This window comes from Actinokineospora xionganensis (genome assembly GCF_014323725.1).
In the GTDB taxonomy this organism is placed as follows: Bacteria; Actinomycetota; Actinomycetes; order Mycobacteriales; family Pseudonocardiaceae; genus Actinokineospora; species Actinokineospora xionganensis.
Map to the genome: position 1 here is coordinate 197,604 of NZ_JABVED010000007.1, position 26,462 is coordinate 224,065.

Annotated in this window: 24 protein-coding genes; 11 read left to right on the forward strand and 13 right to left on the reverse strand. The window is 71.0% G+C overall.

Annotated elements, in window-relative coordinates:
- The first annotated feature begins 100 nt into the window (after nt 1-100).
- Entirely contained in the window at nt 101-691 is a 591-nt protein-coding gene (locus tag GPZ80_RS14495; RefSeq protein ID WP_187220868.1) for a hypothetical protein, read from the forward strand.
- Between the two features lie 325 nt (nt 692-1,016).
- On the opposite strand, the gene ahcY is transcribed toward GPZ80_RS14495, so the two are convergent.
- On the reverse strand, nt 1,017-2,507 hold the full coding sequence (ahcY, locus tag GPZ80_RS14500) for an adenosylhomocysteinase (RefSeq protein ID WP_187220869.1): 1,491 nt from the start codon (nt 2,505-2,507) through the stop codon (nt 1,017-1,019).
- A 160-nt stretch (nt 2,508-2,667) separates the two neighbouring features.
- Here ahcY and GPZ80_RS14505 point away from each other — a divergent pair, with 160 nt between their 5' ends.
- The gene (locus GPZ80_RS14505) at nt 2,668-4,956 is read left to right on the forward strand and encodes a lipase family protein (RefSeq protein WP_246477099.1); all 2,289 of its coding nucleotides are present in this window, start codon (nt 2,668-2,670) and stop codon (nt 4,954-4,956) included.
- A gap of 9 nt (nt 4,957-4,965) precedes the next feature.
- On the opposite strand, the gene GPZ80_RS14510 is transcribed toward GPZ80_RS14505, so the two are convergent.
- Together GPZ80_RS14510 and GPZ80_RS14515 are read right to left on the reverse strand one after the other, a co-directional pair.
- Complete coding sequence (locus GPZ80_RS14510) at nt 4,966-6,264, reverse strand: glutamate mutase L (RefSeq protein WP_187220871.1); 1,299 nt, start codon at nt 6,262-6,264, stop codon at nt 4,966-4,968.
- Between the two features lie 11 nt (nt 6,265-6,275).
- Nucleotides 6,276-7,799, reverse strand: coding sequence for an amino acid permease (locus tag GPZ80_RS14515; RefSeq protein ID WP_187220872.1), 1,524 nt, complete (start codon nt 7,797-7,799; stop codon nt 6,276-6,278).
- A gap of 80 nt (nt 7,800-7,879) precedes the next feature.
- On the opposite strand from GPZ80_RS14515, the gene GPZ80_RS14520 reads away from it, so the two are divergent.
- Complete coding sequence (locus tag GPZ80_RS14520) at nt 7,880-8,560, forward strand: HAD family hydrolase (protein WP_187220873.1); 681 nt, start codon at nt 7,880-7,882, stop codon at nt 8,558-8,560.
- Here GPZ80_RS14520 and GPZ80_RS14525 read toward each other — a convergent pair.
- The 6 genes from GPZ80_RS14525 to GPZ80_RS14550 form a co-directional block, all read right to left on the reverse strand.
- Nucleotides 8,542-9,456: a cation diffusion facilitator family transporter gene (locus tag GPZ80_RS14525; protein ID WP_187220874.1), complete on the reverse strand. Its 915-nt coding sequence runs from the start codon at nt 9,454-9,456 to the stop codon at nt 8,542-8,544. The two genes, GPZ80_RS14520 and GPZ80_RS14525, sit on opposite strands and share 19 nt — an antisense overlap.
- A 37-nt stretch (nt 9,457-9,493) precedes the next feature.
- Complete coding sequence (gene manA, locus GPZ80_RS14530) at nt 9,494-10,726, reverse strand: mannose-6-phosphate isomerase, class I (RefSeq protein ID WP_187220875.1); 1,233 nt, start codon at nt 10,724-10,726, stop codon at nt 9,494-9,496.
- 43 nt (nt 10,727-10,769) lie between these two features.
- On the reverse strand, nt 10,770-11,861 hold the full coding sequence (locus GPZ80_RS14535) for a phosphoheptose isomerase family protein (RefSeq protein WP_376771677.1): 1,092 nt from the start codon (nt 11,859-11,861) through the stop codon (nt 10,770-10,772).
- Nucleotides 11,858-12,067 carry a Trm112 family protein gene (locus GPZ80_RS14540; protein WP_187220876.1) on the reverse strand — a complete coding sequence of 70 codons (210 nt, stop codon included), beginning with the start codon at nt 12,065-12,067 and terminating at the stop codon, nt 11,858-11,860. Before GPZ80_RS14540 ends, GPZ80_RS14535 begins: the two co-directional genes overlap by 4 nt.
- A 67-nt stretch (nt 12,068-12,134) precedes the next feature.
- Complete coding sequence (locus GPZ80_RS14545) at nt 12,135-13,493, reverse strand: phosphomannomutase/phosphoglucomutase (RefSeq protein WP_187220877.1); 1,359 nt, start codon at nt 13,491-13,493, stop codon at nt 12,135-12,137.
- Between the two features lie 99 nt (nt 13,494-13,592).
- Complete coding sequence (locus GPZ80_RS14550; RefSeq protein WP_187220878.1) at nt 13,593-13,949, reverse strand: DUF3499 domain-containing protein; 357 nt, start codon at nt 13,947-13,949, stop codon at nt 13,593-13,595.
- A 129-nt stretch (nt 13,950-14,078) separates the two neighbouring features.
- Between GPZ80_RS14550 and GPZ80_RS14555 the strand changes: the two genes are divergently transcribed.
- Nucleotides 14,079-14,540, forward strand: coding sequence for a metallopeptidase family protein (locus tag GPZ80_RS14555; protein ID WP_187220879.1), 462 nt, complete (start codon nt 14,079-14,081; stop codon nt 14,538-14,540).
- 137 nt (nt 14,541-14,677) lie between these two features.
- Here the strand turns inward: GPZ80_RS14555 and GPZ80_RS14560 are convergent, their stop codons facing one another.
- Together GPZ80_RS14560 and GPZ80_RS14565 are read right to left on the reverse strand one after the other, a co-directional pair.
- A complete protein-coding gene (locus GPZ80_RS14560; RefSeq protein WP_312880325.1) occupies nt 14,678-18,013 on the reverse strand; it encodes a glycosyltransferase in 3,336 nt (1,111 codons plus the stop codon).
- Between the two features lie 235 nt (nt 18,014-18,248).
- Complete coding sequence (locus tag GPZ80_RS14565; protein ID WP_091381571.1) at nt 18,249-18,560, reverse strand: WhiB family transcriptional regulator; 312 nt, start codon at nt 18,558-18,560, stop codon at nt 18,249-18,251.
- Nucleotides 18,561-18,789: 229 nt separating this feature from the next.
- Between GPZ80_RS14565 and GPZ80_RS14570 the strand changes: the two genes are divergently transcribed.
- From GPZ80_RS14570 to GPZ80_RS14590, 5 genes are read left to right on the forward strand one after another with little or no spacing between them, the layout of a single operon-like run.
- A complete protein-coding gene (locus GPZ80_RS14570) occupies nt 18,790-19,539 on the forward strand; it encodes a site-2 protease family protein (protein ID WP_187220881.1) in 750 nt (249 codons plus the stop codon).
- A gap of 49 nt (nt 19,540-19,588) precedes the next feature.
- On the forward strand, nt 19,589-20,590 hold the full coding sequence (cofD, locus tag GPZ80_RS14575; protein WP_187220882.1) for a 2-phospho-L-lactate transferase: 1,002 nt from the start codon (nt 19,589-19,591) through the stop codon (nt 20,588-20,590).
- Nucleotides 20,591-20,592: 2 nt separating this feature from the next.
- Nucleotides 20,593-21,930 (forward strand): coenzyme F420-0:L-glutamate ligase, encoded by a 1,338-nt coding sequence (locus GPZ80_RS14580; RefSeq protein WP_187220883.1) that lies wholly within the window; start codon nt 20,593-20,595, stop codon nt 21,928-21,930.
- Nucleotides 21,927-22,466 (forward strand): NUDIX hydrolase, encoded by a 540-nt coding sequence (locus GPZ80_RS14585; RefSeq protein ID WP_187220884.1) that lies wholly within the window; start codon nt 21,927-21,929, stop codon nt 22,464-22,466. Before GPZ80_RS14580 ends, GPZ80_RS14585 begins: the two co-directional genes overlap by 4 nt.
- Nucleotides 22,463-22,822, forward strand: coding sequence for a GntR family transcriptional regulator (locus GPZ80_RS14590; protein WP_187220885.1), 360 nt, complete (start codon nt 22,463-22,465; stop codon nt 22,820-22,822). The genes GPZ80_RS14585 and GPZ80_RS14590 overlap by 4 nt, the downstream gene beginning before the upstream one ends.
- Before the next feature lie 158 nt (nt 22,823-22,980).
- Here GPZ80_RS14590 and GPZ80_RS14595 read toward each other — a convergent pair whose 3' ends face one another.
- On the reverse strand, nt 22,981-23,898 hold the full coding sequence (locus GPZ80_RS14595; protein WP_187220886.1) for a DNA-3-methyladenine glycosylase family protein: 918 nt from the start codon (nt 23,896-23,898) through the stop codon (nt 22,981-22,983).
- Between the two features lie 72 nt (nt 23,899-23,970).
- Between GPZ80_RS14595 and GPZ80_RS14600 the strand changes: the two genes are divergently transcribed.
- Nucleotides 23,971-25,077 carry a mannose-1-phosphate guanylyltransferase gene (locus GPZ80_RS14600; RefSeq protein WP_312880326.1) on the forward strand — a complete coding sequence of 369 codons (1,107 nt, stop codon included), beginning with the start codon at nt 23,971-23,973 and terminating at the stop codon, nt 25,075-25,077.
- A 79-nt stretch (nt 25,078-25,156) separates the two neighbouring features.
- Nucleotides 25,157-25,570: a hypothetical protein gene (locus GPZ80_RS14605; protein ID WP_187221019.1), complete on the forward strand. Its 414-nt coding sequence runs from the start codon at nt 25,157-25,159 to the stop codon at nt 25,568-25,570.
- A gap of 18 nt (nt 25,571-25,588) precedes the next feature.
- On the opposite strand, the gene GPZ80_RS14610 is transcribed toward GPZ80_RS14605, so the two are convergent.
- On the reverse strand, nt 25,589-26,443 hold the full coding sequence (locus GPZ80_RS14610) for a glycosyltransferase family 2 protein (RefSeq protein WP_187220888.1): 855 nt from the start codon (nt 26,441-26,443) through the stop codon (nt 25,589-25,591).
- Nucleotides 26,444-26,462: the final 19 nt, after the last annotated feature.

Sequence of the window (26,462 nt, forward strand, 5' to 3'; positions counted from 1 at the left end):
CCCTACGTGGAGCGGCGGGGCGCAGACCTGGAGGGCCGCCGTCCGGCGGCGCTCCAGGCCCACTTCTCCGGCTCATCAGCCTTCGCGAACGGAACCTTACGTGATCACATGGTTACTCAATCGTGTCAGGTCCGGCGTTGCCATCATGAACCGCACCATGACCGTTCACGCCTTCGTCGACGAGTCCCGTCGCGGATTCCGGTACTTCGTCGCAGCAGCCATCGCACAGCCCACGCATCTGCACACACTCCGCCGCGATCTTCGCAAGCTACTCATCCCTAACCAACGAGAGATCCACTTCGCGAAGGAGAAAGACGTTCAACGGCGGAAGCTGGCCGATGCGATTGCTCAGCTACCGATTGAAGTCGCCATGTACAGCCGAATGTGCGGCCGCCAGGACGAATCCGCACGGCAGACATGTCTGAGGGCCATGACCCAGGACCTCCTGCGACGCAAAGCCCAACGTCTGGTCCTCGACAGCAGGTCACAGAGTGACGTGATCGACAGGGCGACGCTCAGCCATGCCTTGCGCGATGCTGAGGAATCCCGATTCGGATATGACCACCTCAGCACGGGCGAACCGTTGCTCTGGGTGGCGGACGTGGCCGCGTGGTGCTACGGGGCTGGGGCGGAGTGGCGCAAGCGGATCGCGCCGATCATCACGCAAGAGATCGACCTGGACTACCCCTGACAGCGCGAAGCCCGAAGGGTAACCGTCCGGATACCTCTTCGGGCTCACTTCATCGGCTCAACAGCCTCAGCAAGAACGACTTTAGCACGCTGAACCTGGACGCCGGTGGACGAGACGTTCCCCGTACCCCAATCGTGGAATGTCCCCTCCACCGGCGTCATCCGCCCGCGGGCGGCAGGTGCTCTGGCCCACCCCTCGCTCAGGCCAGAACTTTGCAAGATCGCTACGGCGGCCCACCGCGTTACACATCCGCCGGAACTTTCTTCCGGATAGACGCCGGCCCCGGCACGCGGGTTGCGTGTCGGGGCCGGAAAGCGCCGGGGACTCAGTAGCGGTAGTGCTCCGACTTGAACGGGCCTTCGACGTCGACGTCGATGTACTCGGCCTGGTCCTTGGTCAGCTTGGTGAGCGAGCCGCCGAGTGCTTCCAGGTGGATGCGGGCGACCTTCTCGTCCAGCTTCTTCGGGAGGCGGTAGACCTCGTTGTCGTATTCCTCGCGCTTCGTGTACAGCTCGACCTGCGCGATGACCTGGTTCGAGAAGCTGTTCGACATGACGAACGAGGGGTGGCCGGTGGCGTTGCCCAGGTTCATCAGGCGGCCCTCGGACAGCACGATGATCGAGCGGCCGGTCGGGAACACCCACTCGTCGACCTGCGGCTTGATGTTGATCCGCTTGACACCCGGGTAGCGGGCCAGGCCCGCCATGTCGAGCTCGTTGTCGAAGTGGCCGACGTTGCCCAGGATCGCCTGGTGCTTCATCCGCGCCATGTGGTCGACGAGCACGACGTCCTTGTTGCCGGTCGTGGTGATCACGATGTCGGCCTTCTCGATGACCTCGTCGAGGGTCCGCACCTCGTACCCGTCCATCGCCGCCTGCAGCGCGCAGATCGGGTCGATCTCGGTGACGATCACCCGGGCGCCCTGGGCGCGCAGCGACTCCGCGGAGCCCTTGCCGACGTCGCCGTAGCCGCAGACGACCGCGACCTTGCCGCCGATCAGCACGTCCGTGCCGCGGTTGATGCCGTCGACCAGCGAGTGGCGGATGCCGTAGCGGTTGTCGAACTTCGACTTCGTCACGGAGTCGTTGACGTTGATCGCCGGGAACAGCAGGGTCCCCTGGGCGGCCATCTGCGTGAGCCGCAGGACGCCGGTCGTGGTCTCCTCGGTGACACCCATGATCTGGGAGCCGATCTTCGTCCACTTGCCCGCGTCCGCCGCGAGCGAAGCCCGCAGCAGGTCGAGGAAGACGTTCCACTCTTCGGGGTTCGCCTCGTCCGTGCCGGGCACGACACCGGACTTCTCGAACTCGGTGCCCTTGTGCACGAGCATGGTGGCGTCGCCACCGTCGTCCAGGATCATGTTCGGGCCCTGGCCGTCGGGCCAGGTCATCATCTTCTCGGTCGCCCACCAGTACTCCGGCAGCGTCTCGCCCTTCCAGGCGTAGACCGGAACACCCTTGGGCTCCTCCTCGGTCCCGTGCGGGCCGACGACGACCGCGGCGGCCGCGTGGTCCTGGGTGGAGAAGATGTTGCAGGAACACCAGCGCACCTCGGCGCCCAGGTCCACCAGTGTCTCGATCAGTACAGCGGTCTGCACCGTCATGTGCAGCGAGCCGGAGATGCGCGCACCGCGGAGCGGGTACACCTCCGAGTACTCGCGGCGGAGCGCCATCAGGCCCGGCATCTCGTGCTCGGCCAGGCGGATCTCCTTGCGGCCGAATTCGGCCAACGAAAGATCGGCTACCGCGAAATCAATGCCGTTGCGGGTCTGCGCGTAGCTCGCCCCGGTAGTGGTCCGCGTGTCTTCTGCGGTCATCGAGTGAATCCTCCAGACTCTGGTCCCAGCAGAACACTACCGTTGAGGGTCGTGGTGGGAATCGCCCAACGGGCTGTTCGGCGCCTATAGGCAACCTGGGAGAGAAGTGCTGCTGACTGGCACGGAAACGCGCGTTGTCGAATTACGCGTGCACGGGAACATGGGTACGAGCGCCGAGTCGCTGGTGTCCGCCGTCGCGGCGGTGGATGTGGCGGGCGACGGGGTGGGGCGGATCGTGCGCCCCGCCGACCGCCTGCTGCGTCCCGCACCTGGGCCGGTGCTGCGGGCCGAGGGCAGATCCGTGCCGCGCATCGTCGAGGGATACGTCTGGGGGGCGATGACCTCAGGTGGCTGGGCGAAGGCGACGTGGGCGCTGCTCTTCCCGTTCTCCCTGGCCAACGTCGCGCACTGGATGCTGCCGCCGATCCCGAGCGGGAGCCGGGCGGGCAGGGTGCTGGGTGTGCTGAACCGGTCGCTGCTGCGGCTGGCGGCGGTGCTGCTGACGATGCTGCTGGTCGGCCAGGCCGCCGTGGTGAGCCTCGACCTGCTGGCCGCGCAGTGCCTGGCGCCGGGTGCGGACTGCCTGGCGTCGGTGCCCGACGCGGTGCGGGAGACCTACCCGATGCGGCAGGTCGCCGGGCTGCTGCCGGTGCTGCTGGCGGTCCTAGTGCTGCACCGCATCTCGGGTGTGGCCTGGGAGACCGCCGACACGCCGAACCCGCCCGCGGCGCGGCCGAACACCAAGGTGGTGCTTCCCGGGCGCAACCTGGTCGCCGACCCGGACACCCCCGCCCTGCGGACGCTGCACCTGGTGTCGGCGCTGGCCACGGTCGCGCTGCTGGCCATGGGCGGACCGTTCGCGATGCCCGCGCAGCAGTCCGACCGGGTGCTCTGGTTCGGCGTCCTGGGTGTCCTCGGCTTCTGCCTGCCCGCCACGCTGACACTTGACGATCCGCGCGGCGCCGTGCCGGAGCGCGCGGGCAAACTGCTGCGGGCCGCGCTGGGCCCGGTGAGCCGGGCCGTGCTGCTGTCGGTGGGCGTGATGCTGGTGCTCGGCGCGGGGGCGCTCGTCGAACTGCCCGCGTCCGGCCTGCCGGGTGCGGGCGCGACCGTCGAGGCGGTGGCGGGGGCGCTCATCGGCGTCGTCGTGCTGCTCGGGGTGCTGCTGGCCCCCGCCGCCCTGATCGCCCGGCGCACGTGGTCCGGCCTGCCGCGCGACCTGCGGCCGTGGGCGGGCGGGTGGATGTCGGCGCCGGTGCTGGCCGTCGCGGGCCTACTGGGCGGCGGCTTCGGCGCGGGGCTGGCGATCTCGGTGCGCAAGCTCGTCGGGACCGAGGGGATCGAGCTGCCACCCGGGTACGAGCAGGTCACGCTGCTGTGGGGCGCGGGTGCGGCGATCGGGCTCGTCGTGGCGCTGCCGGTGGTGGGCTGGGTGGTCATCAGGTACCTGCGCAGGCGCGGGCAGCACGAGGTCGACCTGCTGCACCAGGGAAGGCCGCGCGACCGGGTCCGCGCCGACCGCGCGTGGCACACCGCCACGTGGCAGCGCCGCAACCTGCACCGACTGCTGCTGACGGGAGCGACGGTCCTGGCCCTCGGCGCGGGCATCGCGGTCACGACCCGGGTTCTCGGCGTCAAGCCCCCGGTGTGGATGGAGCCGTTCTCCGCGGTCGGCATCGTCGCGCTCGGTTTGCTCGCGGTGTCGCTGCTGCGCGCGGTCTACACGGCGGCGACGGACCCGGCGCTGGGCAGGCGTCTGGGCGTGGTCGCCGACCTGGCCTGCTTCTGGCCGCGTGAGGCCCACCCGACGGTGCCGCCGTGCTACGCGCTCAAGGTCGCGCCGGAGCTGGCGGCGCGGGTGAGCTACCACCTTCAGGACCCGAACACCCGGGTCGTGCTGACCGGGCACAGCCAGGGCGGGCTGCTGGTGGCCGTCACCGCCGCGCGGCTGCTGGAGTCGCTCAACGAGCCGGAGCGGCAGCGGGTCGGGATCGTGACCGTGGGCTCGCAGCTGCAGTGGGCGTACTCGCGCGCGTTCCCCGCCGTGGTCCCCCACAGCTCGCTGAGCACCCTCGCGGGCGAGCTCGGCACCCGCTGGCGCGCCCTGTGCCGCGGCACCGACCCGGTCGGCGGCGCGGTGACGACCTGGGGCAGGCAGGTGTGCGGTGACCGGCTGCTCGGCACGGGCTTCCGCCCGGACGGCACGGTCGGACCGCTGCCCGCCGCCATCCGAAGCCCCACGGGCGCCTTGGTCCTCGGCGGCGACCACTGGCTGCCGGACCCGATGCGCGGCCCGTTCCCGACGCGGCGATGGGCGGCCGGGGTGCTCAAACACGGCAACTACACGGCGGACCCGGAGTGGGACCGCGCGGTCGCGATGGCGGCGGGGCTCGACCCTGAGGAGCCGGAATCGTCCGGCCTGCCCTGGCCGAGCGCGGGGGCGCGCTAAAACCGGGCCTTATCCCGGGACGAGACTCGACTCGAGCAGCCGGTCGGCCGCCGCGCCGCGCCCGACGTCGGCGAGCAGTCCGGCGGGGGCCAGGACGTAGTCGCGGTCGACCACCACCCGTGCGGTTCGCAGCACCGGCCGCAGGATCGGGTCGGCTCGCAGCAGCTCTTCGACACGGGCGAGGCCTTCGGGCGTGGCGTGGCGGAAGACGCCACCGGACAGCACAAGCAGGCCTGCCCCCCGCGGGCCCAGCTGACCGTCGACCAGTCGCAGGTGCCGTCGGACCGCCAGGATCGCCGCCAGCGCCGCCAACCGGATGTCCACTTCGGACTCTTCGGTGGTCGACGGGATGAAGTCGACGTCGGCCGCCCGGTGTTTCGCCGACGCGGCAAGGTCTTCGGAGTCGCTGATGAGCCGCTCGACGACCGCCTCGGCGACGATCCCGGGGGCCGACCACCGCATGCCGATGTCGCCCTCGACCGTGCGCCGGTCCGCGGGCAGTGCCACCGTGGCGACCCGCTCACCCTCCACAGTGGACACGGCGGAGTACACGTCCGTCGTCGCGCCGCCCACGTCGACGACGAGCACCGCGCCCTGTTCCTCCTCGCGGGCCAGCACGCCCGCGAGCCGCGAGACCCCGGTGAGGACCGCGTCCGGGGTGACCGTGCGGACCAGCGACCGGAACCGGGGCCCGCGGGAGAGGCCCTTGCCGCCGATCACGTGGCTCAGGAACGCCGCCCGGATCGCCTTCCGCGCGGGCCCGGGAGCCAGTTCGCCCACGTCGGGCAGGACGTTGTCGGTCGCCACGGCGCTGCGGCCCGCCAACAGCGCCAGCGCCTCCTCGCGCGCGTCGGCGTTGCCCGCCAGCACGATCGGGACCGTGATCCGGTTCGCCGCCAGCTTGCGCGCGTTGTGCAGCAGCACCCGCTGGTCGCCACCGTCGGTGCCGCCGACCAGCAACACGATGTCCGGGCGGTCCGCCCGCAGCGCCCGGATTCCGGCGCCGTCGAGGTCACCGCTGGACACGTGGACGACCTTCGCCCCGGCGGAGAGGGCCACCCGGTAGCCGGCTTCAGCGCTCACCAGCCGCTCCTGGCCGACGACCGCGAGCCGCAGGCCGCCACCCGCCGACGAACACGCCAGCACCTCCGCCTCGGCCGCACCGAGAGCCGACGTCACCGCGGCCACGCCGTCGAGGACCTCCGGGGGCGTCGTCTCATGCTGGGCGGTCCCCAGCAGGTCGCCGTCCGGCGACACCAGGGCGCCTTTGGTCCACGTCGAGCCGACGTCCAGGCAGAGCAGGGGCACGAGCGCGAATCCTACTTGGCGACGGGCTCCCGCTTCCCGAGCACGGAATTGCGCCTGCTGTAGACGAAGTACACGACCACGCCGATCGCCATCCAGATGCCGAACCGCAGCCAGGTCAGCACCGTCAGGTTGAGCATCAGCCACAGGCACGCGCCGATCGCGAGCAGCGGGACGAGCGGCACCCACGGCACGCGGAACGCGCGCGGCAAGTCGGGCCGGGTGCGGCGCAGGACGATCACCCCGGCGGAGACGAGGATGAAGGCGAACAGCGTCCCGACGTTCACCATCTCCTCCAGCTTGTCGGCCTCGAAGAAGGTCGCCGCGATCGCCACCAGCGCCGCGACCGCCGTGGTCGCCCGGGCGGGGGTGCCGCGGCTGCCGGTGTGCGCGAGTCCGCGCGGCATCAGGCCGTCGCGTGACATCGCGTAGATGACTCGGATCTGGCCGAGCATCAGCACCATGACCACCGTCGTCAGACCGGCGAGGGCGCCGACGGAGATGACCTGCGCCGCCCAGTCGACGTCGTTGAGGGCGAACGCGGTGGCGAGGGTCTTCTTGTCCTCGGTGCCGTCGGGCTTCACCGTGGTCGCCAGTTCCTGGTAGGACACCATCCCGACGAGCACCAAGGACACCGCCACGTAGAGCACGGTGACGATCGCGAGCGAGCCGAGGATGCCGCGAGGGACCGAGCGCTGCGGGTTGACCGTCTCCTCGGCGGTGGTGGCGACGATGTCGAACCCGATGAACGCGAAGAACACCAGCGACGCCGCCGCCAGCAGGCCGAAACCGCCGAAGGCGCTGCCCTCGCTGCCCGCGATCAGCGAGAACAGCGACTGCTCCACACCCCCGCCGGACCCATCGGACGGCGGACGCGCGGCAGGCACGAACGGCGTGTAGTTGGCCGCCTTGACGAAGAACAACCCCAACACGATCACGAACAGGACGATCGCGACCTTGATCCCGGTGATCACCATGCTGACCCGCGAGGACAGCTTGGTGCCGATGCCCAGCAGCATGGCCAGGGTCACCACAAGCAGCAGGGCGCCCCAGTCGACCGCGAAACCGGCGATCTTGACCACCGTCGCCGTGGTCGCCGCGGGGTCGAAGCCGACGACGTAGCCGAGGACAGTGTTGAGGTACACCGACCACCCCTTGGCGACCGCCGCCGAGCCGACCGCCAGTTCCAAGATCAGGTCCCAGCCGATGATCCACGCCATGAACTCGCCGAAGGTGGCATAGGAGAACGTGTACGCACTGCCCGCGACCGGAACAGTGGAGGCGAACTCGGCGTAGCAGAGCGCCGCGAGCGCACAGGCGATGGCGGCGAAGACGAACGCCAGTGAGGTCGACGGGCCTGCGAGGTCACCGGCGGTGCGGGCGGTCAGGGTGAAGATCCCGGCGCCGATGACGACCGCGACACCGAAGACCGTGAGGTCCCAGGTGGAGAGGGTGCGGCGGAGTCTGGTGTCCGGATCATCGGTGTCCGCGATCGACTGCTCCACCGACTTCGTGCGCCACAAACCGTTCCCAGGCATGCCCACGAGGCTAAGCCGGCGCGAATCAGGATGCACGATGATGATCCGGTTTGTGATTCCCAACCCATATAGTCGAGGTCGTGATCAATGCGATCTTCTTTGACATCGGCGGAACGATCCTCGACGAGTCCCGCGAGTTCGAAACCTGGGCGGACTGGTTCGGCGTTCCGCGACATACGTTCTCGGCGGTCTTCGGTGCGGTGATCGCCCGGGGCCTGGACTATCAGGAGACGTTCCGGGTCTTCCGGGCCGATTTCGATCTCGCGGCCGAGCGCGAGCGCCGAGTGGCCGCAGGCAAACCGGAGTCGTTCGGCGAAGAGGATCTCTACCCCGACGCGCGAGCGTGCCTGACCTCTTTGAAGGACCAGGGCCTGTTCGTGGGCTTGGCAGGCAACCAGCCCGCCCATGCCGAGACGACTCTCCGCGCTCTCGACCTGTCCGTGGACGTGATCGGCACGTCGCACGGCTGGGGTGTGGAGAAGCCGTCATCGGCATTCTTCGAGCGGGTCATCCGCGAAGGCGGTGGCGACGCGTCTTCGGTTCTGTACGTCGGCGATCGGCCCGACAACGATGTGCGTCCGGCCAAGGCGGCCGGCATGAAGACGTGCCTGATCCGACGCGGGCCGTGGGGTCACATCCTCGACATGCCTGCCGTGGCCGAGCAGTGCCTGTTCCGCATCGATTCGCTGGACGAACTCCCAAGCCTCGTTGCGCAGCACAACACGGCTAGGGCGGCACCGGATCAGACCGGGGCGCGGTAGAGGTCTGGCTCCAGGTAGATCAGGCGGGCTGAGGGGACGGCGGCGCGGATGCGGGCCTCGGCGTGGTCGATGGCCTGGGCGATCTCCGCCAGAGTCATGTCCGCCGCGAAACCGATCTTGGCGGCGATGAGCAGCTCGTCCGGCCCGACGTACTGGGTGCGGATGTGGATGACGCGCTCGATCTTGTCGCTCACCAGGCTGGCCTCGATCGTCTCGGACTCGCCAGGTGTGGCGCCCTCGCCGATCAGCAGCGACTTCATCTCGATGATCAGGATGATCGCGATGACACCCAGCAGCACACCGATGCAGATAGTGCCGACGGCGTCCCACATCGGGTCGCCGGTGAGGACCGTCAGGCCGACGCCGAAGAGGGCGAGGATCAGGCCGAACAGGGCGCCCGCGTCCTCCAGCAGCACCACCGGCAGCTCCGGGGTGCGCGACTGGCGGATGAAGCCCCACCAGGACGCGTCGCCCTTGATCTTCTTGGACTCGACGATGGCTGTGTAGAACGAGTAGCACTCCAGGCCGATCGCCACCACGAGGATGACCACCGCGACCATCGGCGAGGTCAGCGCCTCCGGGGCGCTGAGCTTGTGGATGCCCTCGTACAGCGCGAACGCCGAACCAAGCGTGAACAGCATCAGCGCCACGATGAACGAGTAGAAGTACCGGTCGCGGCCATAGCCGAACGGGTGCATCTTCGTCGCGGCGCGCTGGGAGGTCTTCTGCCCGAGCAGCAGCAGGCCCTGGTTGGACGTGTCGGCCACGGAGTGCACGGACTCCGCGAGCATCGATGACGACCCAGTCACCAGGAACCCGACGAACTTCGCCACGGCGATACCGGCGTTGGCGAACAGCGCGGCCAGGATCGCCTTGGTGCTACCCCCTGCGGACACGGGATCTCCTCAATCAGTCCGGTATGTCGGGATGAGACTAAAGCGTGTCGTGCGCCGGTGACTCGGCACCCACTGTCGCGATGAAAATCTGCGCGCGGCCAGACCCGTCGGGGCGCACCTTCAGCTCCGGGTCGGCGGCGGGCACCCAGATCGAGTGACCCCGGGCCAGGGCGACCTCGCCGCTGTCTCCCCGCACCGTGACCGACCCCTCGGTGCAGACGACGATCTGCGGACGCCCGCTCGGCATCGCGACCTCCGCGCGGTCGTCGTCCTGCCACTCGATGCGGGACAGCTCGAACTCGGCCGCGTCCGTCCGGTACGTGCGCAGCTCGCCGTCGTGGTCGCCGGTCGTGACCGGCATGTCGCCGCAGCGGAAGTCGAGGACCCGCAGCAGCTCCGGGACGTCGACGTGCTTGGGGGTGAGCCCGCCGCGCAGGATGTTGTCGGAGTTGGCGAGGATCTCCACCGCGGTGCCGTGCAGGTACGCGTGCAGGTTGCCCGCGGGCAGGTAGATCGCCTCGCCGGGGCCGAGGACCAGCCGGTTGAGCAGCAAAGCGGCCAGCACACCCGCGTCGCCGGGGTAGCGCTCACCGAGTTCGAGCACGGTCTGGCATTCCGCGGTGAACTCGCCGTGCTCCTTCATGTGCCGGACGCACGCGTCGAACAGGTCCGGCAGCAGGCTCTCCAGCGAGGTCTGCGGCAGCGTGATCCACGTGGTGAACAGCGCGCGAAGCCCGTCGGAGTCGGGCTGGTCGCCCAACAGATCGATGTAGGGCGACAGACTCGGGGTGCGCACCGCGTCGAGGAGGGCGACCGTGCGGTGCGGGTCTCGGAAACCGGCGAGCGCGTGGAACTCGGTCAGCGCGCACACCAGTTCCGGCTTCGCCGTCGGGTCCGGGTAGTTGCGCTCTCCCGCGTCGCGCGCGATGCCGAGGGCCTCTTCGCGCGCGTAACCGTCAGCGGCCTGCGCGGCCGAGGGGTGCGCCTGCAGGCTCAGCGGCTCCTCGACAGCGAGGATCTTGAGCAGGAACGGCAGCCGGTTGCCCCACCGGGCGGCGTTCTCCGCGCCTAGCTGGCGCTCCGGGTCGGCTTCGATGCAGTCGATCAGCGAGAGGCCCGTGCGCGCCAGGTGTGACGGGTCGCCCGGGTGCGCACCCATCCACAGTTCGGCCTCCGGGTGCGGGGCGGGCACCGGCTTGCCAAGCAGCTCGGCAATGGTCGTGCGCGACCCCCAGGCATACGGGCGCACAGCATTGCGCAAAAGCTCCACTACAACTCCATCCTCAGTCCACCAAGAACTCGCCCGATCCGAATCAGGCGTTAGTGGGCGCGTACGGCCCCGATCCCCCCGCGGTACCCGCCGCCAGGCCGAGATAGAGCGCGGCGAGTTCGAATCTGAGCGCGAGCACGGCGGCGAGCGTCGGCTCGTCACCGGTCACCTCTTCGGCGATGGAAAGCAGGTCGGCCCCCGGCAGCGTCGCCGCCGCGTGTGCGCGCGCCGGGTCACCGGGAACCGAGCGGACCGCGAGGAGCAGCACGCGCAGCACGGTGGCGGGGGCGTCGAAGTCGTCGGGGTCGGCGAAGACGTCGCGGCCGGAGGTGGCGGCGACCGCCGCGCGGTGCAGGGCGGTTCGGCTCATCGCCTGCGGGTAGCCCGCGACGTCGCACACCGCCTCGGTGTGGGTGGCCAGGACCTGCGCGGCGTGCCTGCCCACGGCGGAGGCGACCGGGTCGAGGCCCCAGAGCAGCGGCGTGTGGTCGGCCAGGCGCAGCGCGAGCGTCTTCGCGGGGTTCACGAACGACTCGTGCTGCATGTGGTCGCGCTCGGCCTCTTTGTCGAGTTCGTCGGCGAGGGCCTCGATGTCGACCTTGAGCAGGCCGAGGGAGCGCATCGCGAGCAGACCCGACGTGAGCGCCTTGGCGAAGCCGAACCCCGGTGGCACGGAGATGCGCGGGGTGATCAGCACGGCCTGTCCCGCCGCGGCGGCGGCGACCGGCCCCTGCTCGGGGGCGGTCAGCACAATGCTCGCGCCGAAGCGGCCCGCGCGGGCGATCGACTCGGCGAGCACGGTCTCGCCCGCGTCGTCGGTGTGCGCGATCACGACGTCGAGCGGGCCGATCCAGTTCGGCACCAGGTCGGTGACTACGAGCGGCACCGGGCACGACGGCAGCAGCAGCGCGGCGAGCAGATGCGACACGGCCGGGCCCAGACCGGGCCGGGTGACCAGCACGATCGCCCGGGGCTTGAACCCCTCCAGCCGCTCGATCCTGGCCTCGGCCGCGGCGTCGGCGGTGGCGCGCACCTGGGCGCCCGCGAGCGCGGCGGCGCGAAGCAGCCCGTGGGTGTCGACCTCGGCCAGCCGGACGGCGTCGTCCAGCAGGCTGTCGTCGGGCAGGGCGGTCACTGGTCCGCCGGCTGCTCGCCCGGCTCGATGGCCTCGTCGAGCAACAAGACGGGGACGCCGTCGTCCACGCGGAACTGGCGGCCGCACTCGGTGCAGGTCAACGCGTCCGCCTCGGGGTCGCCGGGCGTGCCCACGACCAGTTTGGCGTGGTCATCCGACGGGCACGCGAGGATGTCGAGCAACTGCGGGTCCAGGTCGACTGCCATGGTGGTCCTCCTCGTGGTCTGAGTGTCCCAGGGCGGGACGGCTCCCGCTCGGTCAAGATCAGCGACGTCAGGCCCGCACGATGGCCAGCACCTCGTCGCGCAGCGCGGCGACCGCGGCGTCGTCGGCGGCCTCGACATTCAAGCGCAGCAGCGGCTCGGTGTTGGACGCGCGCAGGTTGAACCACGCGCCGTCCGGCAGCTGCACGGTCAGGCCGTCGAGCTCGTCGAGCTCAACGCCGTCGCGGGCGCCGAAGTCGGCCTTGATCGCGGCGAGCCTGCCGGCCTGGTCGGCGACGGTCGAGTTGACCTCACCCGAGGCGGCGTAGCGGTTGTACTCGCTGGTGAGCGCCGAGAGCGGGCCGTCCTGCTCGCCGAGCGCGGCCAGCACGTGCAGCGCGGCCAGCATGCCTGTGTCGGCCTTCCAGAAGTCGCGGAAGTAGTAGTGCGCCGAGTGCTCGCCGCCGAAGATCGCGCCGGTGCGCGCCATCTCCTCCTTGATGAACGAGTGGCCGACGCGGGTGCGGACCGGCTTGCCGCCGTGCTCGGCGACGATCTCGGGGACGGCCTTGGAGGTGATCAGGTTGTGGATCACCGTGCCGCCCGGGTCCTTGGCCAGCTCGCGCACCGCGACCAGCGCGGTGACCGCGCTCGGTGACACCGGCTGCCCGAGCTCGTCGACGACGAAGCAGCGGTCGGCGTCGCCGTCGAAGGCGAGGCCCGCGTCCGCGCCGACCTCGACGACCTTGGCCTGCAGGTCGACGATGTTCTTCGGGTCGAGCGGGTTCGCCTCGTGGTTGGGGAAGTTGCCGTCGAGCTCGAAGTACATCGGGATGATCTCGATGGGCAGACCCTCGAACACGGTCGGGACGGTGTAGCCGCCCATGCCGTTGCCCGCGTCCACCACGATCTTGAGGGGGCGGCTGCCGGACAGGTCGACCAGCCTGCGGAGATAGACGGCGTAGTCGGCGAGCAGGTCCCGCGTCTCGACGGCGGCGGTCTTGCCCGACTTTGCGGCCCCCTCCGCTGTGGCGTTCTCCACGTAACGGCGGATGTCGGTGAGGCCGCTGTCCTGGCCGACCGGGGACGCGCCCGCGCGGCAGAGCTTGATCCCGTTGTACTGCGCGGGGTTGTGGCTCGCGGTGAACATCGCGCCGGGCAGGTTCAGGCTGCCGGAGGCGTAGTAGAGCATGTCGGTGCTGGCCAGGCCGATGTTGATCACCTCGACGCCCTCGCCCGCCGCGCCCTCGGCGAACGCCTCGGCCAGGCCGGGAGACGAGTCGCGCATGTCGTGACCGACGACGATGGTCGGACCGCCGACGAGTCGGGCGAACCCGGCTCCGGTGGCTCGGACGAGGTCGGCGTCGATCTGCTCGCCGACGACGCCGCGGATGTCGTAGGCCTTGAAGACGCCGGACAGGTCACGCACTGATGCTCCCAGGGGTCGAATCGGCGGCGCTGCGATGCCACCTGCGATGCCTCCGGCAGCCTACCGGCGAGGAACAACCGGGCAGTACCGACCGCGAAATCAATCGTTGACTGGGTCGGGGAGGACTCGGAGGTGGCCGCGGCGGAAGCCCATGCCTGGGTCCGGGGGCTCGATGGGCCGGTCCACGCGACCAGCCTCGCGGACGGCCTCCGCCAACGCCGTCAGGTCGTCCACCGTCGGCTCCGGCAGGGCGAACTCGCCGTCATGCCGGACGACCTCCCACCCGCGCGGCACGGTCAGCCGCAGGGCGTGTTCCTCGCACAGGTCGTAGCTGTGCGGTTCGGAGTAAGTGGCCAGTGGCCCGACGACGGCGGTGGACTCCGCATAGGCGTAGGTCAGCGTGGCGACGGCCGGGTTGAGACACCCGGTTCGCGAACACCGTCTCACGCTCCGCACGATCGGTGACCATAGCGCCTCCGAGGGTTCGCACGACGCAGACGCGCCCGCGACACGCCCTGCTACCCGCCGCCGTCGGGCAAGGCACGCCCAATCGGCGCAGTGGGGCGACCGCGTAACCTGCTCTTCGTGGTGACGGCTCGCAGTTCCCGGCGGCGCGGACGACGCAACCGCGATCGACACGGCCGCGGTCTGCGCGGTCCACTGTTCCCTTCGACCCTGCCCGCGGCCAGCACGCGCGCGGAGAAGTTCGACGCGCTCGTGCTCGACGCGCTGGAGCCGATCGAGGCCCGGTGGCGCACGGAGCTGACCAAGCTCGACGTGGCGGTCGACGACGTGCCCGAGGTCCCGGACGGCACCGCGCCCGACGGGGTGCTCGCCGACAGCGGCGTGCCGCTCGCGCGCCTGGTGGCCGCGGGTGTCGACCGCCGTGGACAGCCGACCCGCGCGCGCATCGTCCTGTACCGCAGGCCCCTGGAGGCCCGGGCGAAGGACGGCGCCGACCTGGCCGACCTGATCCACGACGTCCTGGTCGAACAGGTCGCCAACTACCTCAACCTCGACCCCGGCGTAATCGACGGCGAAGCCTAACCCCGCGAGTCCAACGTTCAGGACGATGAGTTCAACGTTCAGAACATCCAGTTCAACTTTGGTGATCGGCGAGCAACCAACTCGATGTTCTGAATGTTGAACTCATTGTCCTGAACGTTGGACTCGCGGCATTGAATTCAGTCTTCTTCTTCTCGGCGGCCGGGGATGGCGGTGAGGAGGATGAAGAGGACTACGGCGCCCTGGGTCAGGAGCAGGACGCTTCGTAGGGCCGTGGGCTGCTCTATCCGGACTTCCGCTTCGCGGGTCGGGATCACGATGGCGACAAGGTGGCCCCAGGCCCGCACGATCGTGGCCTGCTTGCCGTCGATCGTCGCCTGCCAGCCCGGCTCCTCCTCCGCGGCCACCACCAGCAGCCTGCCCTGCGGACCGTCCGAGACCCGCACCGCGACGCTGGGTGGCGCGGCGTCGACCGGGACCACGCCGCCCGCGTCGAGTCGGGTCGGGGGTTCGCCGCCGGTGACGGCCGCACGGGCCAGTTCCGGTGAGAGCAGCGCGGCCGATCCGGCGGCGGGCTGCAGCCGCAGGACCGGTCGGCCGTCGGAGGTCTCCGGGGCGTCGGCGACGAGTTCGCCCGCGAGCCTGCGCAGCTGCTCCCCCGCACCCTGGTCGGGCGGGACGACGAACAGCACGCCGCCCGCGGCCGCGCGGACCACGGCGGACCGCACGGTGGGCGAGTCGGCGGCGCGCAGGTCCGCGTCGAGGTCGGCGAGCCGCAGCGGGGCGGCGGGGGTCGGCGCGTAGTCGTCGTCGCCGAAGCGTGGCGGCCGGGCGGCGATCTGCCGGACCGGTCCGTCGGTGGCGCTGATCAGGACCGACCGGCGCGTCTCCGCGAGTTCGCGGACCAGGGTGCTCGGCAGCGCCATGCCGCCGCCCTCGCGCAGCGGGCCTTCCCGGCCGGGAATCATCGCGTTGGCGACGAGGGCCCCGAGGATCAGCACGCCCACCACCGCGGCGGGTCGCGTGAGCGGGCTACGGGTGGCGCCCGGATCCGTCCGGCACAGGCCGAGCATCGCCCAGAGCAGACCCCAGCCGACGATCAGCATCGGCGCGCCCGTCCAGCCGTGCGCGGGTTCGGTGGCGCCCAGCGGCGTGGCGGGGACGACCCGGACGAGCGCCACGGCGAGCACACCGAGCAGGGCGAAGCCGAGTCCGGGCAGCGCGCCGCGGTGCGGCCGGATCAGCAGGCCCGCCAGGACGGCGAGCACGATCGCGCCGCCGACGTACGGCCACGCCCCGGGTCCGCCCGCGTGCAGGGTCAGCAGATCGACGACCGACGCCGTCTGGTTCTCGATCAGCGTGCCGACGCCGTGCAGCACGACGGCGGGGTGCTGGATCACCACTGCGGGCCACGGGAGCAGCAGTGCCAGCGGCATCAGGACCAGCAGGAACAGCGCGGCGCCGCGGCGGGTTCCGTTGCCCGGCACCAGCACGAAGCCACCGAGGGCGACCACGACGATCACCAGGTGCACGAGCGGCGTGAACGCGCCGATCACCGCGATCCCCAGTGCCGTGCCCGCCGCGGTCGACAGCCAGGCCCGCCCGCCCGCGCTGGTGCGCCTGCGGACCAGCAGCGAGGCGATCCCCGACACCACCAGCGGCAGCAGGATATGGACCACGACGACGTCGAGCCTGCCCTGCGCGACGGCGGCCGTGGCGGGCGGGAGCAGCGCGTAGCCGAGCGCCAGGAGCGCGCGCACCCAGCGGCGCACGGGAGCCCGGCGGGTCGCGACGTAGGCGGCGAGGCCGGCGAGCGGGAGGTCGGCGAGGAAGAGGAACGCGACGGCGGCGGGTGGCCCGCCCAGCGGCGCGAAGAGCGCCCCAAGGGTGCCCACGACGGCCAGGGCGGCGGGCGCGGGCGCGGCGGTGCCACCGGCGACGCCGTGCCAGGTGGCCACGTAGTCCGACCACGTCTGGCCGAGGTCGCCGACCGGCAGCAGCCTGCCGCCCGCCAGATCGGTCCCCCAGCGCGCCGAGTTGACCGCGATGGCGAGGGCGATCAGGCCGAGCATGAGCAGCAACGGCGGGGAGAACGCGATCTGGCGCAGCACCGCGCCGCGGTTGACGTGGACGAGCATCAGGTCGCCCGCGGGCTCCGGGCCGCTGCCGTCGCGCGGGACCGGCGACGGCCGGGGTCGGGGGCTCGGCCGCAGGCCGGCGGGGACGTCGTCGGGGACGGCGACCGGCACCGCGATGGCGTCCGGGGGCCTGCGCAGACCGGCCCGCTTGGGCCTGCCCAGCGCGCCCGCCGGGAGCGCGTCCGGGCCGAGCGGCGCCCGGGGCGTCTGGCCCGCCTCCGGTGGGGTCCACACGACACCGGGGTCGGGCAGCCTGCCGAGCGCGGCGTCGGCGGCGACCCGCCTGCGGACCATCGTGGACAGCGCGCCGCGCACGGCGTTGCGGAATCTGGTGAGCCTGCTGGTGAACAGGCCACGGACACTGCCGCGGCCCGCGGTGGCCGACCGCGCCGCGCGGGCTTCACGCAGCCGCGCGCCGCCGCCGAGGAGGTAGCCCGCGGCACGGAGTTCGAGCCTGCTCTCGGTGAGTCTGCGCTGCATCGCGAAGCCGAGCGCGCGCAACAGGCACAGCATGACCAGACGCGGCACGCCGATCAGGAACGACAGGGTCGAGCAGTTCACCAGGAACGTGCGCAGACCGTGGGCGCGGTCGATCGCCCGGGTCGAGGGCCCCACGGCCGAGCGCGCGTCGATCCCGCGCAGGTCGCGGGCCACGGCGCGGACGTGTCGGATGCGGGCGGCGGGGACGCAGAGGACGATCTGGCCCGCCCGGTTGGCCCGCCAGCCGAAGTCGATGTCCTCGCGCATCATGGGGATGGCGCGGTCGAAACCACCGAGCCGCTCCCAGAGTTCGCGGCGGATCAGCATTCCGGCCGAGGACACGGCGAGCACCTCGGTGCTCTGCTCGAACCGCCGATCGTCGTCGGCCGTCCGGCCCAGCGCGTTCCAGTCCACTTCGGACGGACCGATGCCGGTCTGCCGGTGTCCGGACGCGTCGGTCGACAGGCCCGCCTCGATCACCAGCCGCGGGTCGTGCCACTCGACGGCGAGCGGGCCGAGCACTCCCGCGCCGGGCGACATCTCAGCGGCCAGCAGCAGGGTGGCGAGGCACTCCGGGTCGGCAGCGGAATCGTCGTGCAGCAACCAGATCCAGCCGCCCGGGTCGCCCCAGCGCCGCACGGCGTGGTCGACCGCGGCGTGCACGGCGTCGCTGTAGCCGGTGTCGCGGTCGAGGGTGAGGACGCCGTCGAGGATGCGGTCGGGGCCGTTGGCGGCCGCGGCGAGCACCGTCGCCGTCTCGTCGGTCGAGCCGGTGTCGACCGCGATGATGTGCCTGGGCCTCGGTGTGGAATGGCGCAGCGCGGAAAGCGCCAGCCGCAGCCATTGCGCGCCGTCGTGGCACACCAGCACGGCCAATACGGGTGCTGTGCGCAACACGGGGGCACCACGACTCGACACCTGCCGCGACCGAGGAGGCACGACTGCGAACACCTCCCGTGGCATCACGTGCGGACGAGCCGGTGGTCATGACGTTCGGCCACCGGTCACACACCGTACGATGCCACCGCGCGAAACCCGCGCAACCCAGCACAAATCGTTGCGCGCCCGGCGAGACTCCCCGCCGGTCCGGCGTTCGGGGCGAAGGAACCCGGGCGTCGAAACGCCCGGGTGCCTACATCGCCTTTTTCAGACGCCTGCGCTCCCGTTCGGACAGACCGCCCCAGATGCCGAAGCGCTCATCATGTGCGAGGGCGTATTCGAGGCACTCCGAACGAACCTCACAGCCCAGGCAAATGCGCTTCGCCTCACGAGTCGATCCACCCTTTTCGGGGAAGAACGCCTCCGGGTCGGTTTGCGCGCACAAGGCGCGCTCCTGCCACTCTTGTTCATCGGCCTCGTCGAAGAATCCGGCGAACACGTCCAGTTCCTCGGTCGGACGCTCGCCCCACTCCACGACGCGACCCCCGTCACTCAATCCCTGCATATCGCCCGCCTCCTCGCCTTCCGCACTCCCCGGCTGGCGGATGCCGTTACGCCGTCCCCCGGCGAATGACATCGATGTGATTACACCCGTGTCATGGCGGCGGGTCAAGCGGTGCCCCCAGGTGGGTGATGCGTTATGAGCAGCCTGTACCCGATCGGGTACCAGCTGAAACTGTGCGCGTTCGCGGGGTGGCGAACACGCAACCGACGAACATTGCCACACTGGGTGTGTGCAGAGATCAGCGGTTCGCCCCTCGCCCATCTTCCTCGGCCTGATCGGCATCACCATCGGTGGCGCGTTGCTCACCCTGGTGGAGAACCAGGCCGCCATCAACGCAGGTGTGGTGCTGCTGGTCCTCGGCGGCTGGGTGGTGTCCCTGTGCCTGCACGAGTTCGGCCACGCGCTTGTCGCATTCCGCGGCGGCGACCGCGAGGTCTATTTCAAGGGTTATCTCACACTTGATCCGCGCCGGTACACCGATCCGGTCCTGAGCCTGCTGATGCCGGTGCTGTTTCTGGCGATCGGCGGCATCCCGCTGCCGGGCGGCGCGGTCTGGATCAACCACCACGCGTTGCGGTCCAAGGCGGTGGAATCGACCGTCTCCCTGGCCGGGCCTGCCGCGAACCTGATCGCGGGGGTCCTGCTGGCGTTGTCCGTCCAGGTCTTCGAACCAGCGCCGATGATGGCCGCCGGGCTGTCGTTCCTGGCGCTGCTGCAGCTCGCGGCGTTCGTGCTGAACATGCTTCCGGTGCCCGGCCTCGACGGCTGGGGCGCGATCGAGCCGTACCTGTCCTATGAGGCGCGCAAGTTCGGCGCGAAGGCCCGGCCGTGGGCGCCGCTGTTCCTGTTCGCCGCCCTGATCGGCATCCCGGGTGTCGGCCAGGCGTTCTGGGACGTCGTCACCGCGCTGTTCGACGCCATCGGCGGCGACCGGTTCCTGGGCTACCTCGGACAGGACGCTTTCTTCTTCTGGCGCTGAACACTCCCGACCCCACCGGGGTCACCCGACCGTGCGAGGATCACTGACCGTGAAGGTTGCCGTAGTCGTCGGCGGAGTCGGCGGAGCCCGATTCCTGCTCGGCGTGAAGAAACTGCTCGGATTCGACCCGGTGGGGCCCGGCCCCGTGGGTTCTCCGCACGAGATCACCGCGGTGGTGAACACCGCCGACGACATCTGGCTGCACGGGCTTCGCGTCTGCCCGGACCTCGACACGTGCATGTACACCCTCGGCGGCGGCATCGACACCGAGCGCGGCTGGGGCCGCACGGACGAGACCTGGGCGGTCAAGGACGAACTCGCCGCCTACGGCGCGGACCCCGATTGGTTCGGCCTGGGTGACAAGGACATCGCCACCCACCTGGTGCGCACCCGGATGATGCGGGCGGGCTATGAGCTTTCCGACATCACCGCGGCGCTGTGCGACCGCTGGAAACCGGGGGTGCGGCTGCTGCCGATGACAGACGACCGGGTCGAGACCCACGTCGTCATCGACGAGCCGGGCACGGGCGAGCGCAAGGCGGTGCACTTCCAGGAATGGTGGGTGCGCTACCGCGCCGAGCCGCGGGCCCGGTCGATCGTGGCGGTCGGCGCCGACGAGGCCACGCCAGGCCCGGGGGTGGTCGAGGCGATCAGCGAGGCCGACATCGTGCTCCTCGCGCCGTCGAACCCGGTGGTGAGCATCGGGAGCGTGTTGTCCGTGCCGGGTCTGCGCACGGCGCTGCGCAAGACCGAGGCTCCTGTGGTGGGGATCTCCCCGATCATCAACGACGCCCCGGTGCGCGGGATGGCCGACGCGTGCCTGAGCGCGATCGGCCTCGATGTGTCCGCGGAGGCCGTGGGCAGGCACTACGGCTCGCGCGGGTGCTCCGACAACGGCATCCTCGACGGGTGGCTGGTGCACTCGGGCGACACCGCCGACGTGCCCGGCGTGCTGGTGCGCGCCGTGCCGCTGCTGATGTCCGATGTGGACGCCACGGCGGCCATGGCGCGCGCGGCGTTCGACCTCGGCGGAATCAGCACTGGGGAGTGAAAATGGACGACATCGAGCACGGCGCGCGCGGGTCGGTCGAGATCCTGCCGGTCCGCGGCCTGCCCGAGTTCCGGCCCGGCGACGACCTCACCGGGGCGATCGCGGCGGCGGCGCCGTGGCTGCGCTCCGGTGACATCGTGGTGGTCACCAGCAAGGTGGTGTCCAAAGTAGAGGGCCAACTGGTGTCGGTCCCGTCCGACCCGGAGGCCCGCGACGCTGCCCGGCGCAAACTGGTGCTCGACGAGGCCGTGACCGTGGTCGCGCGGAAGTTCCGCTCGCTGATCACGCAGAACCGCCTCGGCATCGTGCAGGCGGCGTCGGGGATCGACTCGTCCAATGTGGCGGGCGACGAACTCGCGCTGCTGCCGGTCGACCCGGACGCCTCGGCCCGCGCCCTGCGCGGCGGGCTGCGCGAGCGGCTGGGTGTCGAGGTGGCCGTGGTGATCACGGACACGATGGGCCGGGCCTGGCGGATCGGGCAGACCGACGCCGCGATCGGGTCGTCCGGCCTGCGGGTGCTGCACTCCTACGCGGGTCGGATCGACTCGCAGGGCAACGAGCTCTCGGTCACCCGGGTGGCGGTCGCCGACGAGGTCGCCGCGGCGGCCGACCTGGTGAAGGGCAAGCTCGGCGGGGTCCCGGTGGCGGTGGTGCGCGGCCTGGAGATCGGCGACGAGACGTCCACCGCCCGCGACCTGCTGCGTCCGGTCGAAGAGGACCTGTTCCGGTTGGGCACCGAGGAATCGATCGCCCAGGGCAGGCGGGAGGCGGTGCTGCTGCGCCGCTCGCTGCGCGAGTTCTCCGGCGAGCCGGTCGACCCGGAGTCGCTGCGTCGCGCGGTGGCGGCGGGTTTGACCGCGCCCGCGCCGCACCACACCAAGCCGGTGCGCTTCGTCCGGCTCGCCGAGCACCGCAAGGCACTGCTGGAGGCGATGCGCGAGGCGTGGAAGGTCGATCTGCGCGCCGACGGCAAGTCCGAGGAGTGGATCGAGCGCCGGGTCACCCGCGGCGAACTGCTCTTCGACGCGACGGAGGTCCTGCTGCCGTTCCTCGTGCGCGAGGGCGCCCACTCCTACCCCGACGCCCGGCGGGCCGAGGCCGAGCGGACCATGTTCACCATCGCCGGCGGCGCGGCCGTGCAAGGCGTCCTGGTGGCGCTGGCCGCCGAGGGCCTTGGCTCCTGCTGGGTGTCGTCCACGATCTTCTGCCCCGACGTCGTGCGCGAAGTGCTCGACCTGCCCGCGAACTGGGAGCCTCTGGGCGCGGTCGCGGTCGGCCATCCGCTCGAGGAGCTGACCCCGCGCGAGGTCCCGACCGCCGACTGCTGGATCGAGAAGTGACCCTGCACGCGGACGCGGTCCGGACCATGACGGCGTGGAAACCCCTCGACCGCGGCCAGGAATCCCTGCGCCAGGCGTACCTGGGGTTCCTGGCGGCCCGCCCGGACGCGTGTCAGCGCTCGTGCGAACCCGGTCACCTCACCGCGTCGGCGCTGCTCTTGGACCACACGGGCGCCAACGTCCTGCTGACGCTGCATCCCCGCGTGGGCCGGTGGCTGCAGCTGGGCGGCCACTGCGAACCGGGCGACGAGACCCTGGCGGGCGCGGCCTTGCGGGAGGCGACCGAGGAGTCCGGCATCGAGGGACTGGAGATCGACCCGGTGCCGCTGCATGTGGACGTCCATCCGATCACCTGCTCGCTGGGCCTGCCCACCCGCCACTTCGACGTCCGCTTCGTCGTGCGGGCCCCCGCCGGTGCCGAAGCGGTGTGCAGCTCGGAGTCGCTGGACCTGCGCTGGTGGCCGATCGACGCGCTGCCCGACGACCCGGACGGCAACGCGGGAATCGGCGAGATGCTCGCGGCGGTGCCGTCGTGATCACCATCGACCCGAATTCGGCGGTGCCGCCGTTCGAGCAGGTGCGGGGCGGGCTCGCGCAGCAGATCAACGACCACACGCTGGCGGTGGGGACGAAGCTGCCCACGGTGCGCCAGTTGGCCACAGACCTGGGCCTGGCGGCGAACACCGTGGCGCGGGCATACCGGGAGCTTGAGGAAGCGGGCTTGGTCGAGACCCGAGGCCGCGCGGGCACCTTCGTCGGCGCGGCGGGAGATCGAACCATGGAACGCGCCCGCAAAGCCGCGGACACCTATGCGGACGCCATGCACAAACTAGGCCTCGATACCGCCACCGCTCTGTCGATCGCCGAAGCCGCCCTGACCGCCCGCGGCTAGTCCCGATTCGCGGTAAACCGCCCCCGCGCGACAACAAAGCCCCCACCCACCACGGGGGGCTGCCCTTGGCCAGTCTATCGGTGAGGGGTGACGGAAACCCTGGTCGCGGGTGCTGCTGTGGATAACCGGTCCGGCTGTGGACAAACAGGGGACGACGCTCAGAAGCGGCGGTAGTCGCGTGGGGAAAAGCGTGGCGCGAAGCGGGGTTTGCCCAGGCCGGCGGCGAGTACGTACAGAGCGGCGCGATGGCGTTGGGGTTCGTAGGCCGCCAGCTCCTCCAGCATCTGGTCATCGGACATCCGGCGCCCGGCCAACGCGTGCCCGATCAGGTTCGACAGGTGGTAGTCCCCGATGCTGAGCGCGTCGGGATCGCCCCAGGCGCGTTGGGCCACCTCAGCGGCCGTCCAGACGCCGATTCCCGGCACCTTGCACAACAGCTCCCGGCCGGCGGCGCCGCCCAGTGAAGCGGCGCGTTCCAAGCGGCCTGCCACCTGGGCGGCGGCGAGGACCGTGCGGCGGCGGGCGCCATCCAGGCCTGCCTTGTGCCACTCCCAGTCCTCGATCCCCATGACCGCCCGCGGCGTGGGCGGTGCGAAAAGGCCGCCCACGGGCCCTGGTGCGGGCGACCCGAACCGTCGGGCCAGGTCGCGCCAGGTGCGATGCGCTTCGGTGCCGGTCACCTTCTGCTCGATGATCGCCGCGAGCAACACGTCCCACACCCGGCCGGTGGCGCCGAGCCGCATCCCCGGCCGCCGGCGTCGGACCTCGGCGACCAGCGGATGGTGCGCGACGAAGCCCGAGTCGTCGTCGCAGGCGCCCAACAGGGCGGGCAGACCGTCGAGCAGCACGTCCGCACCCGGCCCCCAGGCCGAGGCGTGCACCTCGCCCGCGATGCGCAGGCGCAGCGTGCCGACACCGGCGGGGGTGTTCGCGGCGAGCCAGAGGCCGTCGACGTCCTCGCGGAAAGCCGGGTCGTGCGGGCCCCGCCGCAGCGGCCGCAGAGCGCCCGCGACGTCATGCGGACCGTCGGGCACCCAGTGCCTGGTCCGCTCGGTTCCGGTCGGGATCGCGGTCATCACGACGACCGTACCGGCCGGTTGGCTAGAGTTGGCCCACCACTCACGCCGGGGACAAGGACACAGGTAAAAGTGACGCCACCCGAACTGCACATCGTCGTGCCCGCCGGTGGAAGCGGCACTCGCCTGTGGCCGCTCTCCCGCGCGGGCAACCCGAAGTTCCTGCACGCGCTGACCGGCACCGACCGGTCGCTGCTGCAAGCGACCTTCGACCGGCTGGCACCGCTGTCGTCGCCGGAGCACCTGCTGGTGGTCACCGGCACCGCGCACGCCGCCGGTGTGGCCCGGCAGCTGCCGGACCTGCCGGAACGCAACATCCTGGTCGAGCCGCTCGCCCGCGACTCGTGCGCGGCGATCGCGCTGGCCGCCGCGGTGATCGAGAAGCGGTCCCCCGGCGCGGTGATGGCGTCGTTCGCCGCCGATCACCTGATCACCGACGGAGACGAGTTCGCCCACACCGTGGGCCGGGCCGTCGACGGCGCCCGCGACGGGCTGCTGATGACCATCGGCATCACCCCGACCCGCCCGGAGACCGGCTATGGCTACCTGCGCTGCAGCGAGCCCGCGCAGCGCTCGGTCATCCAGAAGGTGTTGGAGTTCAAGGAAAAGCCGGCCAAGGACGTGGCCACCCGCTACGTGGAGTCGGGCAGCTACCTGTGGAACGCCAGCATGTTCGTCTGGCGCACCGACGTGTTCCTGGCCGAACTCGCCGCGCGGCGGCCGGATGTGGCCAAGCCCATCCTCGCCATCGCCGCCGCCTGGGACACCCCGGAGCAGGAGGCGGTCCTGGCGGAGCTGTGGCCGACCGTGCCGAAGGTCGCCGTCGAGTACGCGGTGATGGAACCGGCCGCCGCCGACGGCCTGGTCGCCACCGTGCCCGGCGACTTCGGCTGGAGCGACATCGGCGACTTCGAGACCCTCGGCGACCTCCTCGGCACCGATGTCGGCGACGGCGGCAGGCTGTTCGTCACCGCGGGCGGCAAAGCGAACGTCGTGGTGGTCGACGGTGCCGGCGTCATCGTGGTCCCCTCGGACCGACTGGTCGCCACGCTCGGCGTCAACGACCTCATCATCGTCGACACCGACGACGCCGTCCTGGTCTGCAGGCGCGACCGAGCCCAGGACATCAAGCGCCTGACCGAGATCCTGCGCGACCGGGGCGATCTCGACTACATCTGATGCCGTGGAACGATGACGCGGCGCGACTGGCGGGATACTCTGACCAGAGCACATCGAGCGACGCAGGAGAGGCCACCGTATGGACCCCCGTGAGCGCGCCGACGCCATCCTGGCCCGTGCCCGCGCACGCGGCTCGTACGTAGTCACCCCCGAGAGCGCCATCTCACCGATGGACGCCTCGGCGACCCTGCAGATCCCCCGTGCTGTGGTGAACGCGCTCGATGAGGACCCGGAAGTGACCATGGTCTTCCCGATCACCCGTGGCCGGGAGGAACTTCCCGCGATCGCCCAGGAAGCCGCCACGACTTCGGTGGCCTCGCCGGGTCGGCCGACCGAGCGGCTGCCGGTTCCGCAGCAGCAGCAGCAGCGACAACAGCAACAGCCGTCGTCGCGGCCACCGCAGGCACCGGAGCAAGTGGACGGTTTGGTGCCGACCATGAAGCCCCGGCCGCACCCGGACCGGCCTACGCTCGGTCAGCGGCTCGACGGCTAGCCACCGCTGTTCGACGTCCTAGCGGGTTTCCATCTTCAGGCGCAGAGCCAGTCCGGCCTTGATCGCGGCCCGCACCGGCGCCCACAGTGGGCCCTGGTGTCGATCGGCGATGAAGCGGTAGGCGCTCTCGTGGTGTGCCGCGAGCATCCTGGTCGACGCCTTGGCCGTCGACACGCCCTGGACGTGCATCACCTTCGCCGAGGGCACATACACGTTCTGCCAACCCGCCCGGCTCAGCCGTTCGCCGAGGTCGACGTCCTCGAAGTACATGAAGTACCGCGAGTCGAACCCGTCGACCGAGTCGAACGCCTCGCGCCGGATCAGGAAGCAGGAGCCTGAAAGCCAGCCCGCGACCCGTTCGCGCACGTCCGAAGCGGACTGCTTGTACGCACGGGTCCAGGGGTTGCCCGGCCACACCTTCCCCAGCACCCCGTGCCCGATCCCCTTGCCCAGCGAGGGAACCTCGCGCGCCGACGGGTAGACCGCGCCGGACGGTTCGGTGATCAGCGGCCCGAACGCCCCGCCCCGCGGCCACCGCTCGGCCGCGGCGATCAGCTCGTCGAGGGATCCCGGCTCCCATTCCACGTCCGGGTTGGAGATCACCACCCAGCCGTGGCAGGCGTCCAGCGCCGCCACACCGCGGTTCGCGCCGCCGCCGTAGCCCAGGTTGCCGCCGGTGCGCACCAGTTCGACGTTCGAGCGGGCCGCCGCGGCGGCCTCAGGGGCGCCGTCGGTCGAGCCGTTGTCGGCCAGGATCACGTGGACCGGGCGGGTGGTGGCCTTCTCGAGGGTGTCGAGGAACCGGTCCAGGGTCTCGCCGGGCGAGTAGGTCACGGTCACGACGGCGATCTCGGCACCGTAGGTTTCGGTCACGATCTGACATTCTGCACGC